Here is a 16,602-nt window from a genome sequence, read left to right as displayed (position 1 = left end):
GCCTCTTTAAACGGCTAGTTTGCCAACGCTGGTGTAAAGGTCTGGACGACGGTCGCGGAACAAGCCCCACGCGTGACGCGCTTTCGCTGTCGTAGTGAGGTCGATTTCTGCGTAAATGATGGTTTCACCTTCACGCGGTGCTTCGGCAATTTTTGCACCAGTGTGGTCAGTGATAAAAGAAGAGCCGTAGAACGTGGTCTCGATACCATCATCGACTTCAGTGCCCACTCGGTTTGACGCAATCACTGGAACGAGGTTTGCTGCCGAGTGACCTTGCATTGTACGTTGCCAGTGGTCACGTGAATCCAGTGTCGGATCTTGAGGCTCAGAACCGATTGCAGTTGGGTAAAAAATCGCTTCCGCGCCGTGCAGAGCCAAGCTGCGTGCAAGCTCTGGAAACCATTGGTCCCAGCAAATGCCAGCACCGAACTTACCGAACTTGGTTTGCCACACTTTGAAACCGGTATCGCCAGGGCTAAAGTAGTACTTCTCGCTGTAGCCCGGGCCGTCAGGAATGTGTGACTTGCGGTAGTTATCTAGTACCGTACCATCGGCATCAATCATCACTAGCGAGTTAAAAAACGTATTGCCCGCTTTTTCAAAGTAGCTGACAGGAATCACCACGCCGAGCTCTTTAGCCAACGCACTCATCTCTTTAATAAGACGACAATTCTCCGTTTCTTCTGCAAGCTCGAAATACTTTGCTTCTTGTTTTTTGCAGAAGTAAGGCGCAGCGAACAGCTCTTGCGGAAGAATCACGTTTGCACCGTTTTGTGCTGCTTCACGAATCGCCTTTTTTGCTTTGGCTAAGTTATCTTCCAGATCCCAGCTTTTCGTCAGTTGAAGGGCTGCAAATTTCACTACTTTACTCATTGGATATTCCTTATCTCTTAAATCGCCAGTTTGTCACGTAGGTTATAGTAAGCCGCGCCCATTGCCGTAAACGGAATTTGGAAGTGGCGGCCCCCCGGGAAGGAGTAATGTTTCAGTGCAGCAAACGCGTCAAAGCGTTCTGCGTGTCCGGTCAGAGCTTCGGCCAGCAACTTACCTGCTAGGTGAGTACACGTTACACCGTGACCGCTGTAGCCTTGTAGGTAGTAAATGTTGTCTGCAAACGAGCCAAATTGCGGCATGCGTGAGTAAGTCAGCAAGAAGTTACCTGTCCAGGTGTAATCAATCTTGATGCCTTTCAATTGTGGGAAGACTTTTTCCATCTTCGGACGGATCAGTGCTTCGATGTTTTCTGGGTCACGTGCTCCGTAAACCACACCACCTCCGAACAACAAACGCTTATCGGCGGTTAAGCGGAAGTAGTCCAGCAAGTAGTTACAGTCCTCAACGCAGTAGTCACTGGTCAGCACTTGTTTTAGCTGCTCATCACTCAAAGGCTGAGTCGCCACCACTTGTGTGCCACACGGAATCGCTTTGTTGCTGATGTTTGGTGCCAAACCACCAAGGTAGGCGTTACCTGCCAGTACCACGTACTTGCTCTTCACGCTGCCTTTCGCCGTTTTCACTACTGGGTTAATACCTTTATCAATCGACACGACCGCCGACTGCTCAAAGATTTGACCACCTAGAGACGTAAACGCAGCAGCTTCACCCAATGCCAGTTTAAGCGGGTGAATGTGACCACCGCGCATATCCAGTAAGCCGCCAGTGTATACTTTAGTGCCTACCGCTTGTTCTACCTCTCCTGCGTCAAGCAGAGTCAGTTGGTCGTTGCCGTAACGCTCCCAGTTCTTCTTATGTTCTTCTAGCCCTTTGAGTTGTTTACTGTTCAGTGCCGTGAACAAGCCGCCTTGCTTGTAATCACAGTTGATGTCGTATTTGTCGATCAGGCCACGGATGATATCGCCGCCTTCAAAAATCATATCGCACAGAGCTTTGGCTTGGTTTTGGTCGTAACGGCTTTCAATCACGTCAACATCTCGGCTGTAGCTGTTAACGATTTGGCCACCGTTACGACCAGTTGCTCCAAAGCCCACTTTTGCGCTTTCTAACACAACGACTTTAAAACCTTTTTCTGCAAGGTGTAGTGCAGAAGAAAGACCAGAAAATCCCGCACCGACTACACACACATCGCACTCGATGTCGTTTTGCAACTGTGGGTATTCCGGCATGTTTGGCACAGAGTGCGCGTAGAACGAATCCGTATGCTTGTTCATAGAACTATTCCTTTATTTATCGTAATCGTCAGCAGGCTTAAGGATGGAGGCGAATCCAAGTGGTTTTGGTTTCGGTGAATTTTTCAATCGCGTGGAGAGACTTGTCTCGACCGTTTCCGCTCATTTTGAATCCACCAAATGGAACCGTCATGTCACCTTCGTTGTAGTTGTTAACCCAAACCGAGCCGGCTTGCAGTCGTTTTGCTACGCGATGAACGCGGTTGATATTGCTACTCCAGAGTGCCGCGCCTAAGCCGTACTTCGAATCGTTAGCGATCTCGATTGCTTGCGCTTCGTCTTTGAATGGAATGACACACAGCACCGGACCAAAAATTTCCTCTTGAGCGACACGCATCTTGTTGTCGACGTTGTCTAAAATGGTTGGGGAAACAAATGCACCTTGCCCATCGACATCGCCGCCACAACGTACGTTTGCACCTTCTGATTCACCTAACGAGATGTATTCCAACACTTTTGATTTATGATCTTGATCGATAAGCGCTCCCATGGATGAACTTGGGTCCATTGGGTCTTTTGGCGTGAACGCTTTCGACGCTTGAATAACTTTTTCTAAGAACTGATCTTTGATGCTTTCGTGAACAAGCAGGCGGGTTGCCGCGACGCACACCTCACCTTGGTTGTAGAAACACCCTGCGGCGGTTTCTGCTGCTGCGCGATCTAAATCATCACAATCTTCAAACACGATGTTCGCGTTCTTGCCGCCCGCTTCTGCAAACACACGCTTTAGGTTGCTCTCACCCGATCTGACCATCAGTTGACCTGCAATGCGCGTCGAGCCTGTGAAGGCGATGCAGTCTACGTCTTGGTGTTTCGCCAGCGCGTCGCCAGCTTCATGACCAAAACCCGTAACGACTTGGAAAACGCCTGTTGGTAAGCCCGCTCGAGAAGCAAGTTGACCTAGGAATATCGCGGTGAGAGAAGATTTTTCTGACGGTTTTAGAATCACGCTGTTACCAGCGGCTAAAGCAGGGCCAAGCTTCCAGCACGCAAGCCAAAGGGGGAAGTTCCACGGTACAACCGCAGCAACCACACCAATTGGTTGATGAGAAATAAAAGCGTGTACATCTTTTTCAGTTGGGGCAACTTCGCCGTATACTTTGTCGATTGCTTCTGCGTACCAGCGTAATGCACTCGCCGCACCAGGGATATCGGTAGAGAAGCTGTGAGAGATAGGCTTACCGGTATCAAGCGTTTCTAGCAGAGCCAATTCTTCTTGGTTTTGATCAATCAAGTCAGCAAACTGTTTAAGCACTGCTTTGCGATGAGCTGGGCTGCTCTCGCTCCACTGACCGGATTGAAATGCTTGGCGAGCGTATGAAACCGCGAGATCAACATCTTCATTTTGGCAACGGGCGATTTCGGTGAATATCTCATCTGTTGCTGGGTTAACTACCGGGATGGTTTGCCCTGTTAAAGCGGCACTGTATTCACCGTTAATGTACGCCCTGTTTTCGATGTTTAGATTGTTTTTTAGTTCAATCCATTGCTCTTGGGTTTTCATACGCTCTCCTTGTGATCACACAAGGCAAGCCCCCACTAAAATGTGGTTGGCGTATGCGCACTTATCATTCGACAAGCCTTGTCTGTGTGATTTGTAAATCGATGGGGCTTCGTCGTATCAATAATGTACGACTCGCCCGCTGTTATGACATGAGATTGCCCTTTATATTCCAGAGTGATTTCGCCCTCTAATACGGTGCCAATCTCTTCGCCTTCGTGTTTGATTTCTGCCGCACCAGTGGTTCCATAAGGTGCGTATTCCTCGATCAAGAATCCGATGACTTGATCTTTGTCGCCATTCGTTACCAGTTTCATGGACACCGTCTCGCTTCCGATTTCCACAAGATCTGACGGCTTGATGACTACTTTCACTTCATCGTTCGAAGGTTGTTCAAAAGTGAAAAACTCTGATAACGATAAAGAAAATACATTAACGATTTTTTGTAGTGAGCTGACCGACGGGCTCACTTTGCCATTTTCAATGGATGAGATCGCACTGTGGGTAATACCAGCGCGCTCGGCTAGTTCCCTTTGTGACAATCCATGTTTTTTTCGTAACTGAACAATATTTTTACCAATCTCTTGATTGTCCATTCATACAGCTCCAAACGTTTAACGAGAGGTAGCCATCATAAATTCATTGAACAAAATTTGAGAGAAATGATTGGTTTTTGCTTCCCATTCTGGGTGCCACTGCACGCCAACGAAAAATTTTTGATTAGGAAGACTAAATGCTTCTACCAAGCCATCCGGGGCTTTAGCTTCTACTTGTAATAGAGGAGCAAGCTGATCGACGCCTTGGTTGTGTAGTGTGTTCACTTCAAAGAAGGTGGTATTTTCCCAATGATTTTGCACCAGCCATTGTTCAAATAAGCTCTGCTTTTGAACTAGCACAGCGTGTGCTGGCGCGTATTTTTGTTCGAAATCTTCAACAGGCGCTTCACGATGGTCATTGAAGCCGGAGTCATGAACGGCTGGGTTTAACGAGCCACCGAGTGCGACATTCATCTCTTGAAAGCCGCGGCAAATACCAAGGCACGGAATGTTTTGGTCAACCGCATGACGAATTAACGTGAATGAGAGCTCATCACGAGCTTCATCTTTGTAGCTCTCTTCGTGCGTTGCATTGTATCGATGTGGCGCAACGTTAGAGTGGCTGCCAGGAAAAAGAAAACCATCACATATGTCTAGGATGGTGGTTACGTCATCGCCCGACATGTCGGGAGCCAACATAATCGGTAGTCCTCCAAAATCCTTTATGGCGCGAAGGTAAAAGTCGTTGACCGCTTGTATCTGATAGCCACCCAACTCTTTAGCGCAGCTAACCACACCAATGATGGGTTTGTGTGTATCTGCCATGATATGTCCGTGTTCAATTTATTTAACACAAACCCTACAAACCATGTACAAAATTATCAACACAGATGACCATTATTATCGTCACAACGTGATCTGAAGCACTTTTTAGGCTTCAAAACTGAATATTTATGCTCATTATATTGAACAAAACAAAACCAACTGTTACAAAATAGTTAACAGAAAGACATAAAAACCAGCCGTTAAACATCAAAAACACAGTGTAAGTACATATTTAAATTAAAAATAACCTAAAAAACAAACAGCTCGCTCAGAGTGCTGTAATTTATTTGTTAATTTGGTTATTTCTAATTTCTACTCGTCAGGCTATTTGGAGAATAAAATGGAATCGTATCTACAGGAAGTACAAAATTTTAAACAAAAATGGCCCGATATTGAATTTATCGATCTCATCTTTACCGATATAAATGCCACCCCAAGAGGAAAACGCATCCCGATAGATGCTCTAGAAAAACTGAATAAAGGTGTTGCCCTCCCCCTTTCGACCATCACCCTAGATAGCAAAGGTAACGTCGTTGAAACGGCCGGGTTGGGAGAAGATCTCGGAGAGCCAGATAATCTCTGCTATCCAATCAGCGGCACCTTAATGCCGACGGCAAAAGAACAAGTTGGTCAGCTACTGCTTAGTATGATGGATGAAACCGGGCAGCACCCTAACCCACTGTTCATCCGAAACATTCTCGCTTCTATATTGCAAACACTGCATGCTAAAGACCAATATCCTTGTGTCGCGCTCGAGCTGGAGTTCTATTTAATAGACAAAACCCGCGGCGAAAATGGCGAACCATTGACGGCAATTAACCCCACGAAAAAAACTCGAGAAAAAGATACCGAGGTTTACGACCTTGATGGACTAGATGACTACGCTGATTTCTTGGCCGACCTTAATCGAATTGCATTAGAACAAGGTTTAAACACTTCCGGAGCCCTATCTGAATCGGCACCAGGGCAGTTCGAAATCAACTTCAACCATTCTAAAGATGTACTTCGAGCATGTGATGAAATCATCATCGCAAAACGCTTGATTCGCCAAGTCGCTCATCAGCACGGATTTGACGCAACATTTATGGCGAAACCTTTTAGTGAGCAAGCGGGTAATGGCATGCACATTCACCTCAGCTTGGTTGATACAGATGGTAACAACCACTTTAGCCAGCCAGACGGTCAAGCGAGCGCCTTCTTCTATCAAACCATGGCAGCGATGCTGTCACAAACATCCGATTCCATGGCCCTAATCTGTCCTAACGTTAACTCTTACCGTCGCTTTGTTCCTGGCGCTTACGTCCCGACCAAAGCCGATTGGGGAGAAAACCACCGTGGTGTTGCGTTGCGTGTGCCTATCAGCGATAGCAAAAATCGCCGTATAGAGCATCGTATAGCAGGCGCTGACGTTAACCCTTACATTCTCGCTGCAGTAGTACTTTCCGCAGTATTAGCGAGTGAAAGCTACACCAAAGATCAATGTCCACCGACTCTCAGTGATGATGCAATTGAGTTACCTCTGCGTATGTCAGAAGCTCTAGAGCGACTGGAGCACAGTGAGCTGGCTCAATACATCTCAAGAGACTTTATCGATTTGTATCTAGCTTGCAAACAGAGTGAACTCGCAGAATTTGAGCGAGCGATTACTCCATTGGAAATCGACTGGATGTTGCACTCGGCATAAACAAAGGAAATGAACTTTATGACTACGCAGACCAAGGCGCTGGATGCGCCTCTTAAAATCAACTCTCAACACATTATTGTTTCTTTAATCTCGGTTGCGACGTTTGTCTTTTTTACCACAATCGGTTTGAACCATGAGGAAGGCGAAGCCTACGGATGGATGAGTCTTTTACCAACGGCGTTGGTATTGGTCTTTGCGCTGACAACACACCGAACTGTGGAAGCCCTCTTTAGCGGCGCTATTGCCGGTGTTCTTCTGCTTAACCCAACTGAAGCGGTAGAACAGATTGTTGATATTTCCATGAGTGTAATGATGGATGAAACTATTGCTTGGATCATCCTCGTTTGTGGTTTGATGGGCGGCCTAATTGCTATTTTGGAGAAAGGCGGCAGTATCTTGAGCTTCTCCGACATGCTAGTCACGAAAGTAAAAAGCCGTAAGCAATCGATGCTGATGACCTTTGCTTTAGGTATTCTGATCTTTATCGACGATTATTTGAATGCGATTGCAATTTCTTCCTCAATGAAAAAAGTTACGGACGGCTACCAAATCTCGCGTGAAAAACTCTCATATCTTGTGGATTCAACCGCCGCACCTATCTGTATCCTCGTACCAATTTCCACTTGGGCAATTTTCTTCAGTTCTTTGCTAGAAGCAAACGGAGTAGCAGAAGCGGGAGATGGTATCAAAGCATACATTGAAGCTATTCCATACATGGCTTACGGCTGGGTAACGCTGGTGATTGTTTTGCTGGTTGCAATGGAAAAGATCCCAGATCTAGGCGCGATGAAAAAGGCAGAAAAGCGTGCGAAGAATGGTCAAGTTCGTCCAGACGGTGCAACAGATGTCGACTTTGGTCCCGATGTCTCTGCACATACCAACCCAACCATGGGCCTTGTCAACTTCTTGTTACCAATGATCGTACTTGTTGCCGCAAGTTGGTATTTTGGTATCGATCTACTTGCTGGTGTTTTCGTCGCGTTAATCTTTACTATTAGCTTTTACGGCGCACAAAAACTGATCTCGATGAACGACATGTTCGAAGCTGTTTATGATGGCATTAAGGTTATGCTACTGCCGCTTGCGACCGTTATTGGTGGTTTCATGTTGAAATCGGTCAACGACTCATTGGGCGTCACGCAGTATGTCATTGAGACCGTCAGCCCTTACCTGTCAGCGTCTTACTTCCCTGCGATTATCTTTATGATTACGGGCGCGTTGGTATTTGCAACGGCATCGTCTTGGGGAACGTTTGCAGTAGCGATGCCAATTGTTCTACCTTTGGGCGAACAGCTTGGTGTGCCTCTACACTTAACCGTTGCAGCGCTGCTTTCAGCATCAGCGGCAGGGAGCCACTCTTGTTTCTTTAGTGACTCAACCGTGTTATCTGCACAAGGTTCAGGCTGTACAGCAATGCAACACGCAACCACACAGTTTCCTTATGCGTTGATTGGTATTGTTGCAACCGCGATTTTCTTCTTCATCATCGGTTAGCCCCTTTATCTAATTGCAAAGCCCTGCTCAAAAATAGCGGGGTTTTGTTCTATCAAGTCAAATGATCCTCTTAAAACGACTTTACGTCCGTTCAGTATAAAAACACTCAAAGATATACATCTGCACTCAATAATGGTTTGGTAAACCTAATATTTTTGGTTTACGCTTAGCGAAGCGTTTATTGTGCAGCAAGGCAGCTTTTGAGTAACTTAAATGCCGCCTTAATACAGTGTTAACGGTTGGAGAGACATGAAAAAGTTAGCCCAAGAGATATGGATATTTGACGGAGATCCCGTCCAATTCTTAGGACTCCCATACACCACTCGTATGACTATTGTTAGGCTTTCTGATGGTGGCCTTTGGATTCATAGTCCAATTAAGTTATCAAATTCGATTAGAGAGCAAATCAACAATCTAGGCCAAGTGAAATACTTAATCGCTCCTAATCATTTACACCACTTGTTCTTATCTGAATGGGTATTTGCCTATCCTAGCGCAGAAGTTTATGGCACAGATGAAGTCATCAAGAAGTGCCGTGATATACACTTTCACGCTTCACTTAACCAAGGCGGTAATGCTTGGAACTCTGAGGTTGAACAAGAACTATTTTCTGGCTCTCCATTAATGGAAGAGTGTGTGTTTTATCATCGACTTTCAAAGACCTTAATTGTTACTGACCTCGTCGAGAATTTTTCTGGCCAGGACTTTAACTACTGGCAGCGGTTTGTGGCTAAAGGGGCCGGTATTCTTGCTCCGAATGGAAAAATGCCTTTGGATTGGCGCCTAAGTTTTATGTTTAGCAAACAAGAGGCTCGAAAACACTTAAATAAACTGCTGTCTTGGAAACCTAATATATTGGTTATGGCTCACGGTGAAATCGTCCTTGATAATGCAGACAAGTTCTTACAGCGCTCTTTTAAGTGGCTAGTATGAGACAACATTGAAAACTCACACAACAGAATAGACAAGAAGCTATTTTAAAACATTAGGCCCTTTTAGCTTAGTCTTAGGGGGCAATTTACAGAACTACACGTTATGTTTAACGATAAGCTCCCCTGTTCCTCTTAATTGAGCATTATGCAGCAATTTAAAATTCCGTTAGAATTGCACTTCAAAAACTTCAATGCGAAGAATTCTGAACATTGATACGGACATAAGTTCAAGAGTTAACATAACGCTATAGCAATCTCTTACTAATTATTTTGCTTCGAGACATTGGCATACTCCCGAAACAAACCCTTCGACTCTAAAGGTTTTGTTAATAACTGTTGCCATGCTTGTTAGTTATTCTCGTTGAACTCAGTATCTTGAAGTTGTTTGAATATATAAATTTAAAAAAAAGAGACATAAGATGCACAAAAAACTCATCATTCTAAGCTTGCCTATTCTATTAGCTGCATGTGCGGCACCAAAGTATACGGTAGAAACAATCTCGAAAGAAAATCAGAGCAAGGAAATCACCATCGTAAAAGACAACGCCACGCGAGATGTTTTCTTAGATTCGATGCAAGACTGGTGTTTGGATACCGCCCATAAATGCACAGTCGTAAGCGACGGCACGCCTCCTGTTAGCTCTGAGCTAACACTTACTTACGTATCACGCTGGAGCTGGGATTTTAGAACATTTATCGCTGATGCTCAGATCAAAGCCTACAAAAATAACGAAAAAGTAGGACAAGTTGAATTTAAAGCACCAAACAGCGCGAATCCAGATAAATGGGGTAAAGACAACAAACGAATCATTTCGATGATGGATCTGTTATTCGGTAAACAAACCGTGAGTGAGGCTCAATCCAAGATTAAGCTGGGCGAAATGTAATGAGCCGAACAATTGCCCATTTAACAAGCATCATATATTTGTAGAGAAAGATAGGAATGTTTAAGTGACTGAAGTCAAAACCATTGGGCTTTTCTTTATAACCGCCATTGCAGAAATATTAGGCTGCTACTTACCTTATCTCTGGTTAAAGGAAGATAAGTCAGTTTGGCTTTTGGTACCAGCAGCGCTATGCCTTGCTATGTTTGCTTGGCTTCTATCTTTACATCCTACCGCAACTGGCAGAGTTTATGCCGCTTACGGTGGTGTCTATATTTTTGTCGCAATTCTATGGTTGTGGTGTATCGACGGCGTTCGACCAACGCTCTGGGACATAGTGGGGGTTTCTGTCGCTATGCTTGGCATGTCAATCATCATGTTTTCACCCAGAGCATCCTAAACGTAACCGAGGGAAACCCTTACGCTTAGTATTTTGGCTATGTGCTAGATTTATTGATTAATAACATTATGACGTAATTGCTACATAGCCAAAGTACGCTTGGGCTTCACCCCAAAACAGCGCTATTTATAGGAGATACTAATGAACCATGCAGTGAAGGCAAGATTTGATGAGTATCCAAAACATGTGCGTATTCGGATAGAAGAGCTACGAAATATCGTCTTAACTATCGCTTCTGAATTAAAACTGGGGGAAGTTGAAGAATCTCTAAAATGGGGAGAGCCAAGCTACAGTGTGAAAACAGGTAGCCCGGTAAGGATGGATTGGAAACAGAAAACGCCTAGTCGTTATTATCTGTTCTTTAATTGCCAAACTAAGCTCGTCGACACATTCCGCGAACTGTATAGTGACTCACTTGAGTTTCAGGGTAATCGAGCAATAATTCTATCTTTATCAGCACCTTTGCCAGAAGCTTCAATCAAGACCTGTTTAGAATTAGCATTAACCTATCAAAAGCGAAAGAACTTACCTCTTTTAGGTATGTAAGATCGCTTAATAAAACTATTTACGGCCGATTAACCATATTCAACTACTCTACCTTTGTATCCTTTTTAATGCTTCCGCAGTAAAGTTTTAGATTAAGTGGTCACGTTAATAGCGCCGTAACCAAACTAGTAATATCGAAATAAAGAAGAGTTTATGAAATCAAAAATCTTGTTCTTACTTATGCTTGGAGCTCATTTCAATGCTTTTTCAGCGACGAACTATCAAGTCAATGTGGTAGTAACAGAGCCTCAATCAACATTCATTTTTCCGACTTTTGAAATATCCTCTAAAGGAAAAAGCAAAACCAGTTTTGTCGACGGCTGCACGTACTTAGGGACCCTTTCAGAACCGAGCAAAAATAGTATACAGCTTGAAGCTACCATGTCATGCAACCAAGATGGCTCTACGTCAAGGATGGAAATGCCGGTATTTGTGCTCAACTCCGAGGGTCAAAGCGCGAGTTATGATCTTGTAGAAAACGGGATCGTGATGTGGAAATATTCTGTAGAAGTTAAGCCGTCACTTAAAAAGTGATATATCAGAAATACTAAAGTAACAATCAGCACTATTAACCGCCGTTTAAGTGTAATAGGTATATTCTTTACGACTTAATGACGTTACTTGTTGCCGCAAGTCTCCAACTCATGTACAAAGCAGCCCTAATTTTAATAGGAGCTAAGTGGCATGAATTTAATTGTACGTCAGGTAACTTTAGGTGATGCTGAAGGCATTACAAACGTCCTCAATCCCATCATTATTGAAGGTTTATACACTGTATTAGATACGCCTTTCACACCTGAAGAAGAAAAAGAGTTCATTACTCATTTCCCAGAACGGGGCGTGTTTACAGTCGCTTTATCCGAAAATAGCTCACAAGTCATTGGTTTCCAAAATATCGAGCCCTTTGCACAATATACAAAAGCTTTTGACCATGTTGGCATAATTGGTACGTTTGTTAGTGACGGTGCTCGTGGCCAAGGTGTGTCTAAACAGCTTTTCAAATCGACATTCGAAGTAGCCAAACAAAAGGGTTACGAAAAACTATTTGCGTACGTTCGCAGCGATAATGAGCGAGCGTTATCAGCCTATCTCAAACAAGGCTTCGAAATCGTAGGGACCGCGAAGAAGCATGCAAAAGTTCGTGGGAAATACGTAGACGAAGTCCTCATTGAGAAGTTTTTGTAGGTGTTATGTCGCTAAACACTAAGCACGCATATAAGAACATTTGAACCAAGACTCAATTTCCGTCGTAGAAATCTCTTTTCTAAAATAGGTTATTTGAAATGAAACTGACCTCGGAAACTGAGTCAAGAATAATAGAAATGGCATGGGAAGACCGCACCCCATTTGAGGCTATCGAATTTCAATTTGGTTTGAATGAATCCGACGTGATTCAGTTTATGCGTAGCCGGCTCAAATCAAGTAGCTTTAAATTGTGGCGTAAAAGGGTTTCGGGGCGCAATACAAAACACAACAAGCTACGAAACTCAGACATCATTAGAGGTTATTGCCCAACTCAATATAAGCCGCGATAGCGAACTGCACTTGGCATAAATTTTTATTACGAATCGCAACATTTATCGCCCTACCTTTGAACCAACTTCATGATTGGAGGGGAATAGTCACCACTTAATTCAACCTAGGTGTTTCAGGGCGATAATAAATTCAATGGGAGTCATATTAACATCCTCAGACGCCATCAAACTAATGATTCCACAGAAAAGATTGATACAAAACGCCCACTAAGAGTAACTCAGATTAAGGCGTCATTTAACCCGTGTATCAATCTCTTTTACCTTCTATTTAGGCACTAGAATCACTAACCTTCTATTTTATCTTTGAAGGCACAGACAAAAAGCTGCATGATTAAAAAGGAAAAATAGCTGATAACGGTTTAACAAGCACTCGGAGCTTGGAGGCAATTTTGAACAAATTACTTATGATATTTGCGTTGGTTTCTTTACCTTGCTTGGCTTCTGATGATGTTGAAGATCCCTGCAAAGTAAAAGGCGGTGGCGTTATGGCTGGTTATCAGTGTGTAGAAAAGAAGATGGAATCTGCAGATAAAGAGCTTAACGAAAGTTACAAGGAAGCAATCGCTAGAGTAGGTGAGGAAGAAAAAGCACTAAGGGAAACATGGTCTCAGACCGAACTGGTAGAGCCATTTCGAAAGGCCCAAAGAGCTTGGCTAAAATACAGAGACGCCGAATGTGAATTTACGGGCCTGTCTTCCACACCCTCACCCTGGCAAGGTGTCCAGATTGAAGAGTGTAAGTTAAGAATGACGTTAGAACGCGTCGAGTACTTCAATGGAGTATACGTAGGCTAAACGGATTACATCTAACAAAGCACTTCAATAAGATTCGCAACTCTTGGCAATTTCAGTTTAAATGTACTCGGTGTTTAAGATGCAAACGTTCCGGTTGAGTGGTCGCTCCGCTTACTACTTAACCCTGCGTTGTGCGTAAAGCTAATATGGGTGTGAAATAATTATGGAAAAAGACGATTTAGTTGGGCTAGTAGTTAAGTATTTCGAGAAAATAGATGCCGGTGATCCTAGCTATCTGGATCTATTCTCAGAGGATGTTGATTTTTTCTTTCCTAAATTTGGGCAAGCGAAAGGAAAGAGTGCCTTAGTGGAGTTTGGCAATAGGATTGGTAGCTCGTTGATTAGTATCTGGCACGACATAGACGGCTTTCAAATAACGACTGCTGGAAACAAGGTCATTGTTGAAGGACAGGAAGGCGGCGTAATGAGTGATGGTACCTCTTGGCCGGACAACAAAGTTTCCACAGGGCGTTTTTGTAGTGTATTTGAGTTTGAAGGAAAAATGATAAGTCGTATGTTTGTGTACGTAGACCCTGACTTCCCGAGTCGAGATTTTGAGAGAATTTCCGTGCTGTCAGGCGAGAGCAACGTGCGACAAACTGTTCAAGCCTGAATACTACCGCTACCGCATAGCATCTTTGTTATGCGGTAGTATTCGTAGTTAAGGTGTGTTAAGGGCTTTGGCATTGCTTTACTCGCACCTTATCAGTACGTTAGCTATATTCCCTTACTGATAGAAATGCTACTTTCTTCAATCGTCCTGTATTATGATAATGAAAAAGATTGCATTAATTTTAAGATTAAAATGAACCAAAAATTTTTTCTAAAACTACTCCCTGTCCCTTTTCTTCTAACCGCTTGCCAGTCTACGCAAAGCCAGCTACAGCCTATACCTGAAAACGTATTATCAAACCTATCGAGAGGCCATTAACTATTCTTTTTCTACTTGGCTAGTCGATCAGTTCGATATCGATCAGTCTGTAAATGAAGCTCGTGTAGCGTTATCAGAATATCAGTCTCAGAATGATGGTTTAGGAACAACATGTAAGGATTGGCACCTACCCCTAGAATCTGGATTGCGAGAAGTTAACAATCATAAGAATCAAGTGGCGATAGACCAGCAGCGAGCACATGAAATACATAAAGCAAACGCTTCTAAACCTGTAACGTATTCAACACCAGCATCTACTTCGACTAGTAATGTTGTTCACTGTTACAAATTGGAAGACGTTAGCTTGGATAAGAACATTCAAACCTTTAATGGAATGATATGCCCTATAGGCTGGCTTAAATATTATGGCTATTAATGTATTTGATTAATACAGTACTTAAGAATGAACTCTAAGTTTAATTTTTAGTTCAAGATTGGGTTTCTTGTTTACAATGTTATGTTTCCAGTTGGATTACCGTATTCGAATAGATTGACGAAGTTAATCAATATATGTGTATTGATGCTTACTTTTTATCGAGTTATCTTTGTTTGATAGCCATTAAAACGAGTAAGGAAACAAAGTGACTGTGTTAACAAAAGGCATACACCACGTAGGTTTAACCGTATCTAACCTAGAAGCAAGCGCGAAGTTTTTCACTGAACAATTAGGTTGGAGTGAAGTAAAAAGAAATCCAGGCTACCCGGCAATATTTGTGAGTGATGGGCATATCATGCTTACACTATGGGCGGCTAAGGCTGATGCCGCCACTCCATTTGACAGAAAAACGAATATTGGTTTGCATCACTTAGCTTTACTCGTAGAGACTGAGAAGCAACTCTATGAGTTGCGTGATCAATTTATGGCGTCGGGAATCGAAATTGAGTTTGGTCCCGAGCTTGTTAAAACAGGACCCGCAAAACATTTAATGTGTTACGACCCAAGTGGTATTAGGGTTGAGTTTTTCTGGGCGGGCTCATAAAACAAACATAACAAAGTTTTATAATAGGGATTTGGTACACATGGCATTGTTAGTTTGCACCGCCTTTGGTGTTTAAGGTGCTCAGCAGAAGCTTGCGTATTGAATGCCCCTCCCCTCCTACTACACATTTTGCGACTTACGAGTAAGTCCAAAAGGATAAATGTTATGTATAAAATCGGCGTTGTTTTATTTGATGATTTCACGGATGTCGATTTCTTTCTTATGTATGACTTGCTAGGGCGCACAACCGACAGTTGGACAGTAAGTATACTTGGAACTAAATCTGAACATCATTCCCACCTCGGTATGAAAGTTAAAACAGACGGACACCTTTCTGAGGTGACGAATCAAGATGTCGTTCTTATTACAAGCGGCAAACAGGGTATTCCAGCCGCTTTAAAAGATGCTGAATTTATGTCAGCGTTGAATCTTGATCCAAATAGGCAGCTAATAGGTTCGATTTGTGCGGGATCATTCATCCTCCATGAACTCGGTTTACTAAAAGGCAAGCGATTAACAACAAACCCAGATGCAAAGGCTGTTCTACAAAGTATGGGAGGAGATGTTCAGGATCTGCCTCTCGTGATAGACGGTAATGTAGCGACGGCCGGTGGCTGTCTTTCACTGATGTATCTAATTGGTTGGTTAACAGAGCGGCTATTTGACTCAAACAAACGAAAAGCTATACAAAATCAATTGATACCTGCTGGGCAATTAGAGCTGTTTGAAGAACTTATTGCCACAACTATTCAATCAGCAGAGTTAGCAAGCTCGGATAACAAGGCGTTAAATAATCATTCATAACATGTGGTGTTTTACATTACGTTAGTTTTAGTGTTTAGGGTAAGTCACACATCAGTCTTGTGTGATTTACCCTTGAACATAACGCCACTTGGGGAAATTAACTTACAGGGAGTAAATCAATTGGTAAAAATGTACGGTTCTGAAGAGACAAGAGCGTTTTGCTGTAATTGTAAAGAAGTAACGCTACATCGGTACGAAAGCTTCTCTAAAGCGCAGGAAAAGACCGAGAAAAAAGCTAAAGGTTTCTTCTCAGGTCTATTTGCAGCAATAATTAGCTCATTAATGGAAGGCGAAGCGACTGGTGACTACAAATGTACAATATGCGGCACCAATCTTCACACGCCAGATAATTTAGATTAATAGTCAGTGTCTCTAATGCCATGGCTAGTGGCACGCAACATAATTTATAGACGGCTCTAGTGGGTTTGAAGCGTATACACCTTATGCATTGCATTTAGGGTTTTGAGGTTGTGTTGCGGATCAAGTAGTGCGCTTTTATCTCTAACAAGGGGCTAAAGCAGAGCAAAAACAAGGGACAAGAAAAGAAGTAGTTTTACTTGAGTATCAATG

Annotated in this window: 19 protein-coding genes; 14 read left to right on the top strand and 5 right to left on the bottom strand. The window is 43.3% G+C overall.

The window, feature by feature from the left end:
- Window positions 1-6 precede the first annotated feature (6 nt).
- From aguB to R7Q41_RS05430, 5 genes are read right to left on the bottom strand one after another with little or no spacing between them, the layout of a single operon-like run.
- Complete coding sequence (gene aguB / locus R7Q41_RS05450; RefSeq protein ID WP_132936616.1) at window positions 7-873, bottom strand: N-carbamoylputrescine amidase; 867 nt, start codon at window positions 871-873, stop codon at window positions 7-9.
- Window positions 874-890: 17 nt separating this feature from the next.
- Window positions 891-2,168 (bottom strand): NAD(P)/FAD-dependent oxidoreductase, encoded by a 1,278-nt coding sequence (locus R7Q41_RS05445; RefSeq protein WP_005377810.1) that lies wholly within the window; start codon window positions 2,166-2,168, stop codon window positions 891-893.
- 37 nt (window positions 2,169-2,205) lie between these two features.
- A complete protein-coding gene (locus R7Q41_RS05440; protein WP_054577889.1) occupies window positions 2,206-3,690 on the bottom strand; it encodes an aldehyde dehydrogenase in 1,485 nt (494 codons plus the stop codon).
- A gap of 35 nt (window positions 3,691-3,725) precedes the next feature.
- Window positions 3,726-4,283, bottom strand: coding sequence for an HTH-type transcriptional regulator PuuR (gene puuR, locus R7Q41_RS05435; RefSeq protein ID WP_005377813.1), 558 nt, complete (start codon window positions 4,281-4,283; stop codon window positions 3,726-3,728).
- 18 nt (window positions 4,284-4,301) lie between these two features.
- Window positions 4,302-5,048: a gamma-glutamyl-gamma-aminobutyrate hydrolase family protein gene (locus tag R7Q41_RS05430; protein ID WP_005377814.1), complete on the bottom strand. Its 747-nt coding sequence runs from the start codon at window positions 5,046-5,048 to the stop codon at window positions 4,302-4,304.
- Between the two features lie 340 nt (window positions 5,049-5,388).
- Here R7Q41_RS05430 and R7Q41_RS05425 point away from each other — a divergent pair, with 340 nt between their 5' ends.
- From R7Q41_RS05425 to R7Q41_RS05360, 14 genes are all read left to right on the top strand, one after another.
- On the top strand, window positions 5,389-6,732 hold the full coding sequence (locus R7Q41_RS05425) for a glutamine synthetase family protein (protein ID WP_318144402.1): 1,344 nt from the start codon (window positions 5,389-5,391) through the stop codon (window positions 6,730-6,732).
- A gap of 18 nt (window positions 6,733-6,750) precedes the next feature.
- Window positions 6,751-8,226 (top strand): Na+/H+ antiporter NhaC family protein, encoded by a 1,476-nt coding sequence (locus R7Q41_RS05420; protein ID WP_005377816.1) that lies wholly within the window; start codon window positions 6,751-6,753, stop codon window positions 8,224-8,226.
- A 249-nt stretch (window positions 8,227-8,475) separates the two neighbouring features.
- A complete protein-coding gene (locus tag R7Q41_RS05415; protein ID WP_065274432.1) occupies window positions 8,476-9,159 on the top strand; it encodes a DUF4336 domain-containing protein in 684 nt (227 codons plus the stop codon).
- Window positions 9,160-9,577: 418 nt separating this feature from the next.
- Entirely contained in the window at window positions 9,578-10,045 is a 468-nt protein-coding gene (locus tag R7Q41_RS05410) for an Sbal_3080 family lipoprotein (RefSeq protein WP_005385757.1), read from the top strand.
- Between the two features lie 64 nt (window positions 10,046-10,109).
- Window positions 10,110-10,442, top strand: coding sequence for a YnfA family protein (locus tag R7Q41_RS05405; RefSeq protein ID WP_005377819.1), 333 nt, complete (start codon window positions 10,110-10,112; stop codon window positions 10,440-10,442).
- Between the two features lie 141 nt (window positions 10,443-10,583).
- Window positions 10,584-10,988, top strand: a complete 405-nt coding sequence (locus tag R7Q41_RS05400; RefSeq protein ID WP_017633973.1) for a DUF1801 domain-containing protein — start codon at window positions 10,584-10,586, stop codon at window positions 10,986-10,988.
- A gap of 153 nt (window positions 10,989-11,141) precedes the next feature.
- Window positions 11,142-11,522 (top strand): hypothetical protein, encoded by a 381-nt coding sequence (locus R7Q41_RS05395; protein WP_138939935.1) that lies wholly within the window; start codon window positions 11,142-11,144, stop codon window positions 11,520-11,522.
- A 150-nt stretch (window positions 11,523-11,672) separates the two neighbouring features.
- Window positions 11,673-12,173 carry a GNAT family N-acetyltransferase gene (locus R7Q41_RS05390; RefSeq protein ID WP_017633971.1) on the top strand — a complete coding sequence of 167 codons (501 nt, stop codon included), beginning with the start codon at window positions 11,673-11,675 and terminating at the stop codon, window positions 12,171-12,173.
- 98 nt (window positions 12,174-12,271) lie between these two features.
- A complete protein-coding gene (locus R7Q41_RS05385; protein ID WP_005377824.1) occupies window positions 12,272-12,523 on the top strand; it encodes a TIGR03643 family protein in 252 nt (83 codons plus the stop codon).
- Window positions 12,524-12,927: 404 nt separating this feature from the next.
- Window positions 12,928-13,317, top strand: coding sequence for a lysozyme inhibitor LprI family protein (locus tag R7Q41_RS05380; RefSeq protein WP_318108112.1), 390 nt, complete (start codon window positions 12,928-12,930; stop codon window positions 13,315-13,317).
- 163 nt (window positions 13,318-13,480) lie between these two features.
- A complete protein-coding gene (locus tag R7Q41_RS05375) occupies window positions 13,481-13,930 on the top strand; it encodes a nuclear transport factor 2 family protein (RefSeq protein ID WP_005377826.1) in 450 nt (149 codons plus the stop codon).
- 899 nt (window positions 13,931-14,829) lie between these two features.
- Window positions 14,830-15,228, top strand: coding sequence for a VOC family protein (locus R7Q41_RS05370; protein WP_005377827.1), 399 nt, complete (start codon window positions 14,830-14,832; stop codon window positions 15,226-15,228).
- Between the two features lie 165 nt (window positions 15,229-15,393).
- The gene (locus R7Q41_RS05365; RefSeq protein WP_017820908.1) at window positions 15,394-16,032 is read left to right on the top strand and encodes a DJ-1/PfpI family protein; all 639 of its coding nucleotides are present in this window, start codon (window positions 15,394-15,396) and stop codon (window positions 16,030-16,032) included.
- Window positions 16,033-16,161: 129 nt separating this feature from the next.
- Complete coding sequence (locus tag R7Q41_RS05360; protein ID WP_017820907.1) at window positions 16,162-16,392, top strand: hypothetical protein; 231 nt, start codon at window positions 16,162-16,164, stop codon at window positions 16,390-16,392.
- Window positions 16,393-16,602 lie beyond the last annotated feature (210 nt).

The sequence above is a fragment of the Vibrio sp. 2096 genome (assembly GCF_033339595.1).
Classification (GTDB): domain Bacteria; phylum Pseudomonadota; class Gammaproteobacteria; order Enterobacterales; family Vibrionaceae; genus Vibrio; species Vibrio alginolyticus.
The sequence above is the reverse complement of the archived record's forward strand: the minus strand, read 5'-3'. Positions and strand labels throughout refer to the sequence as shown.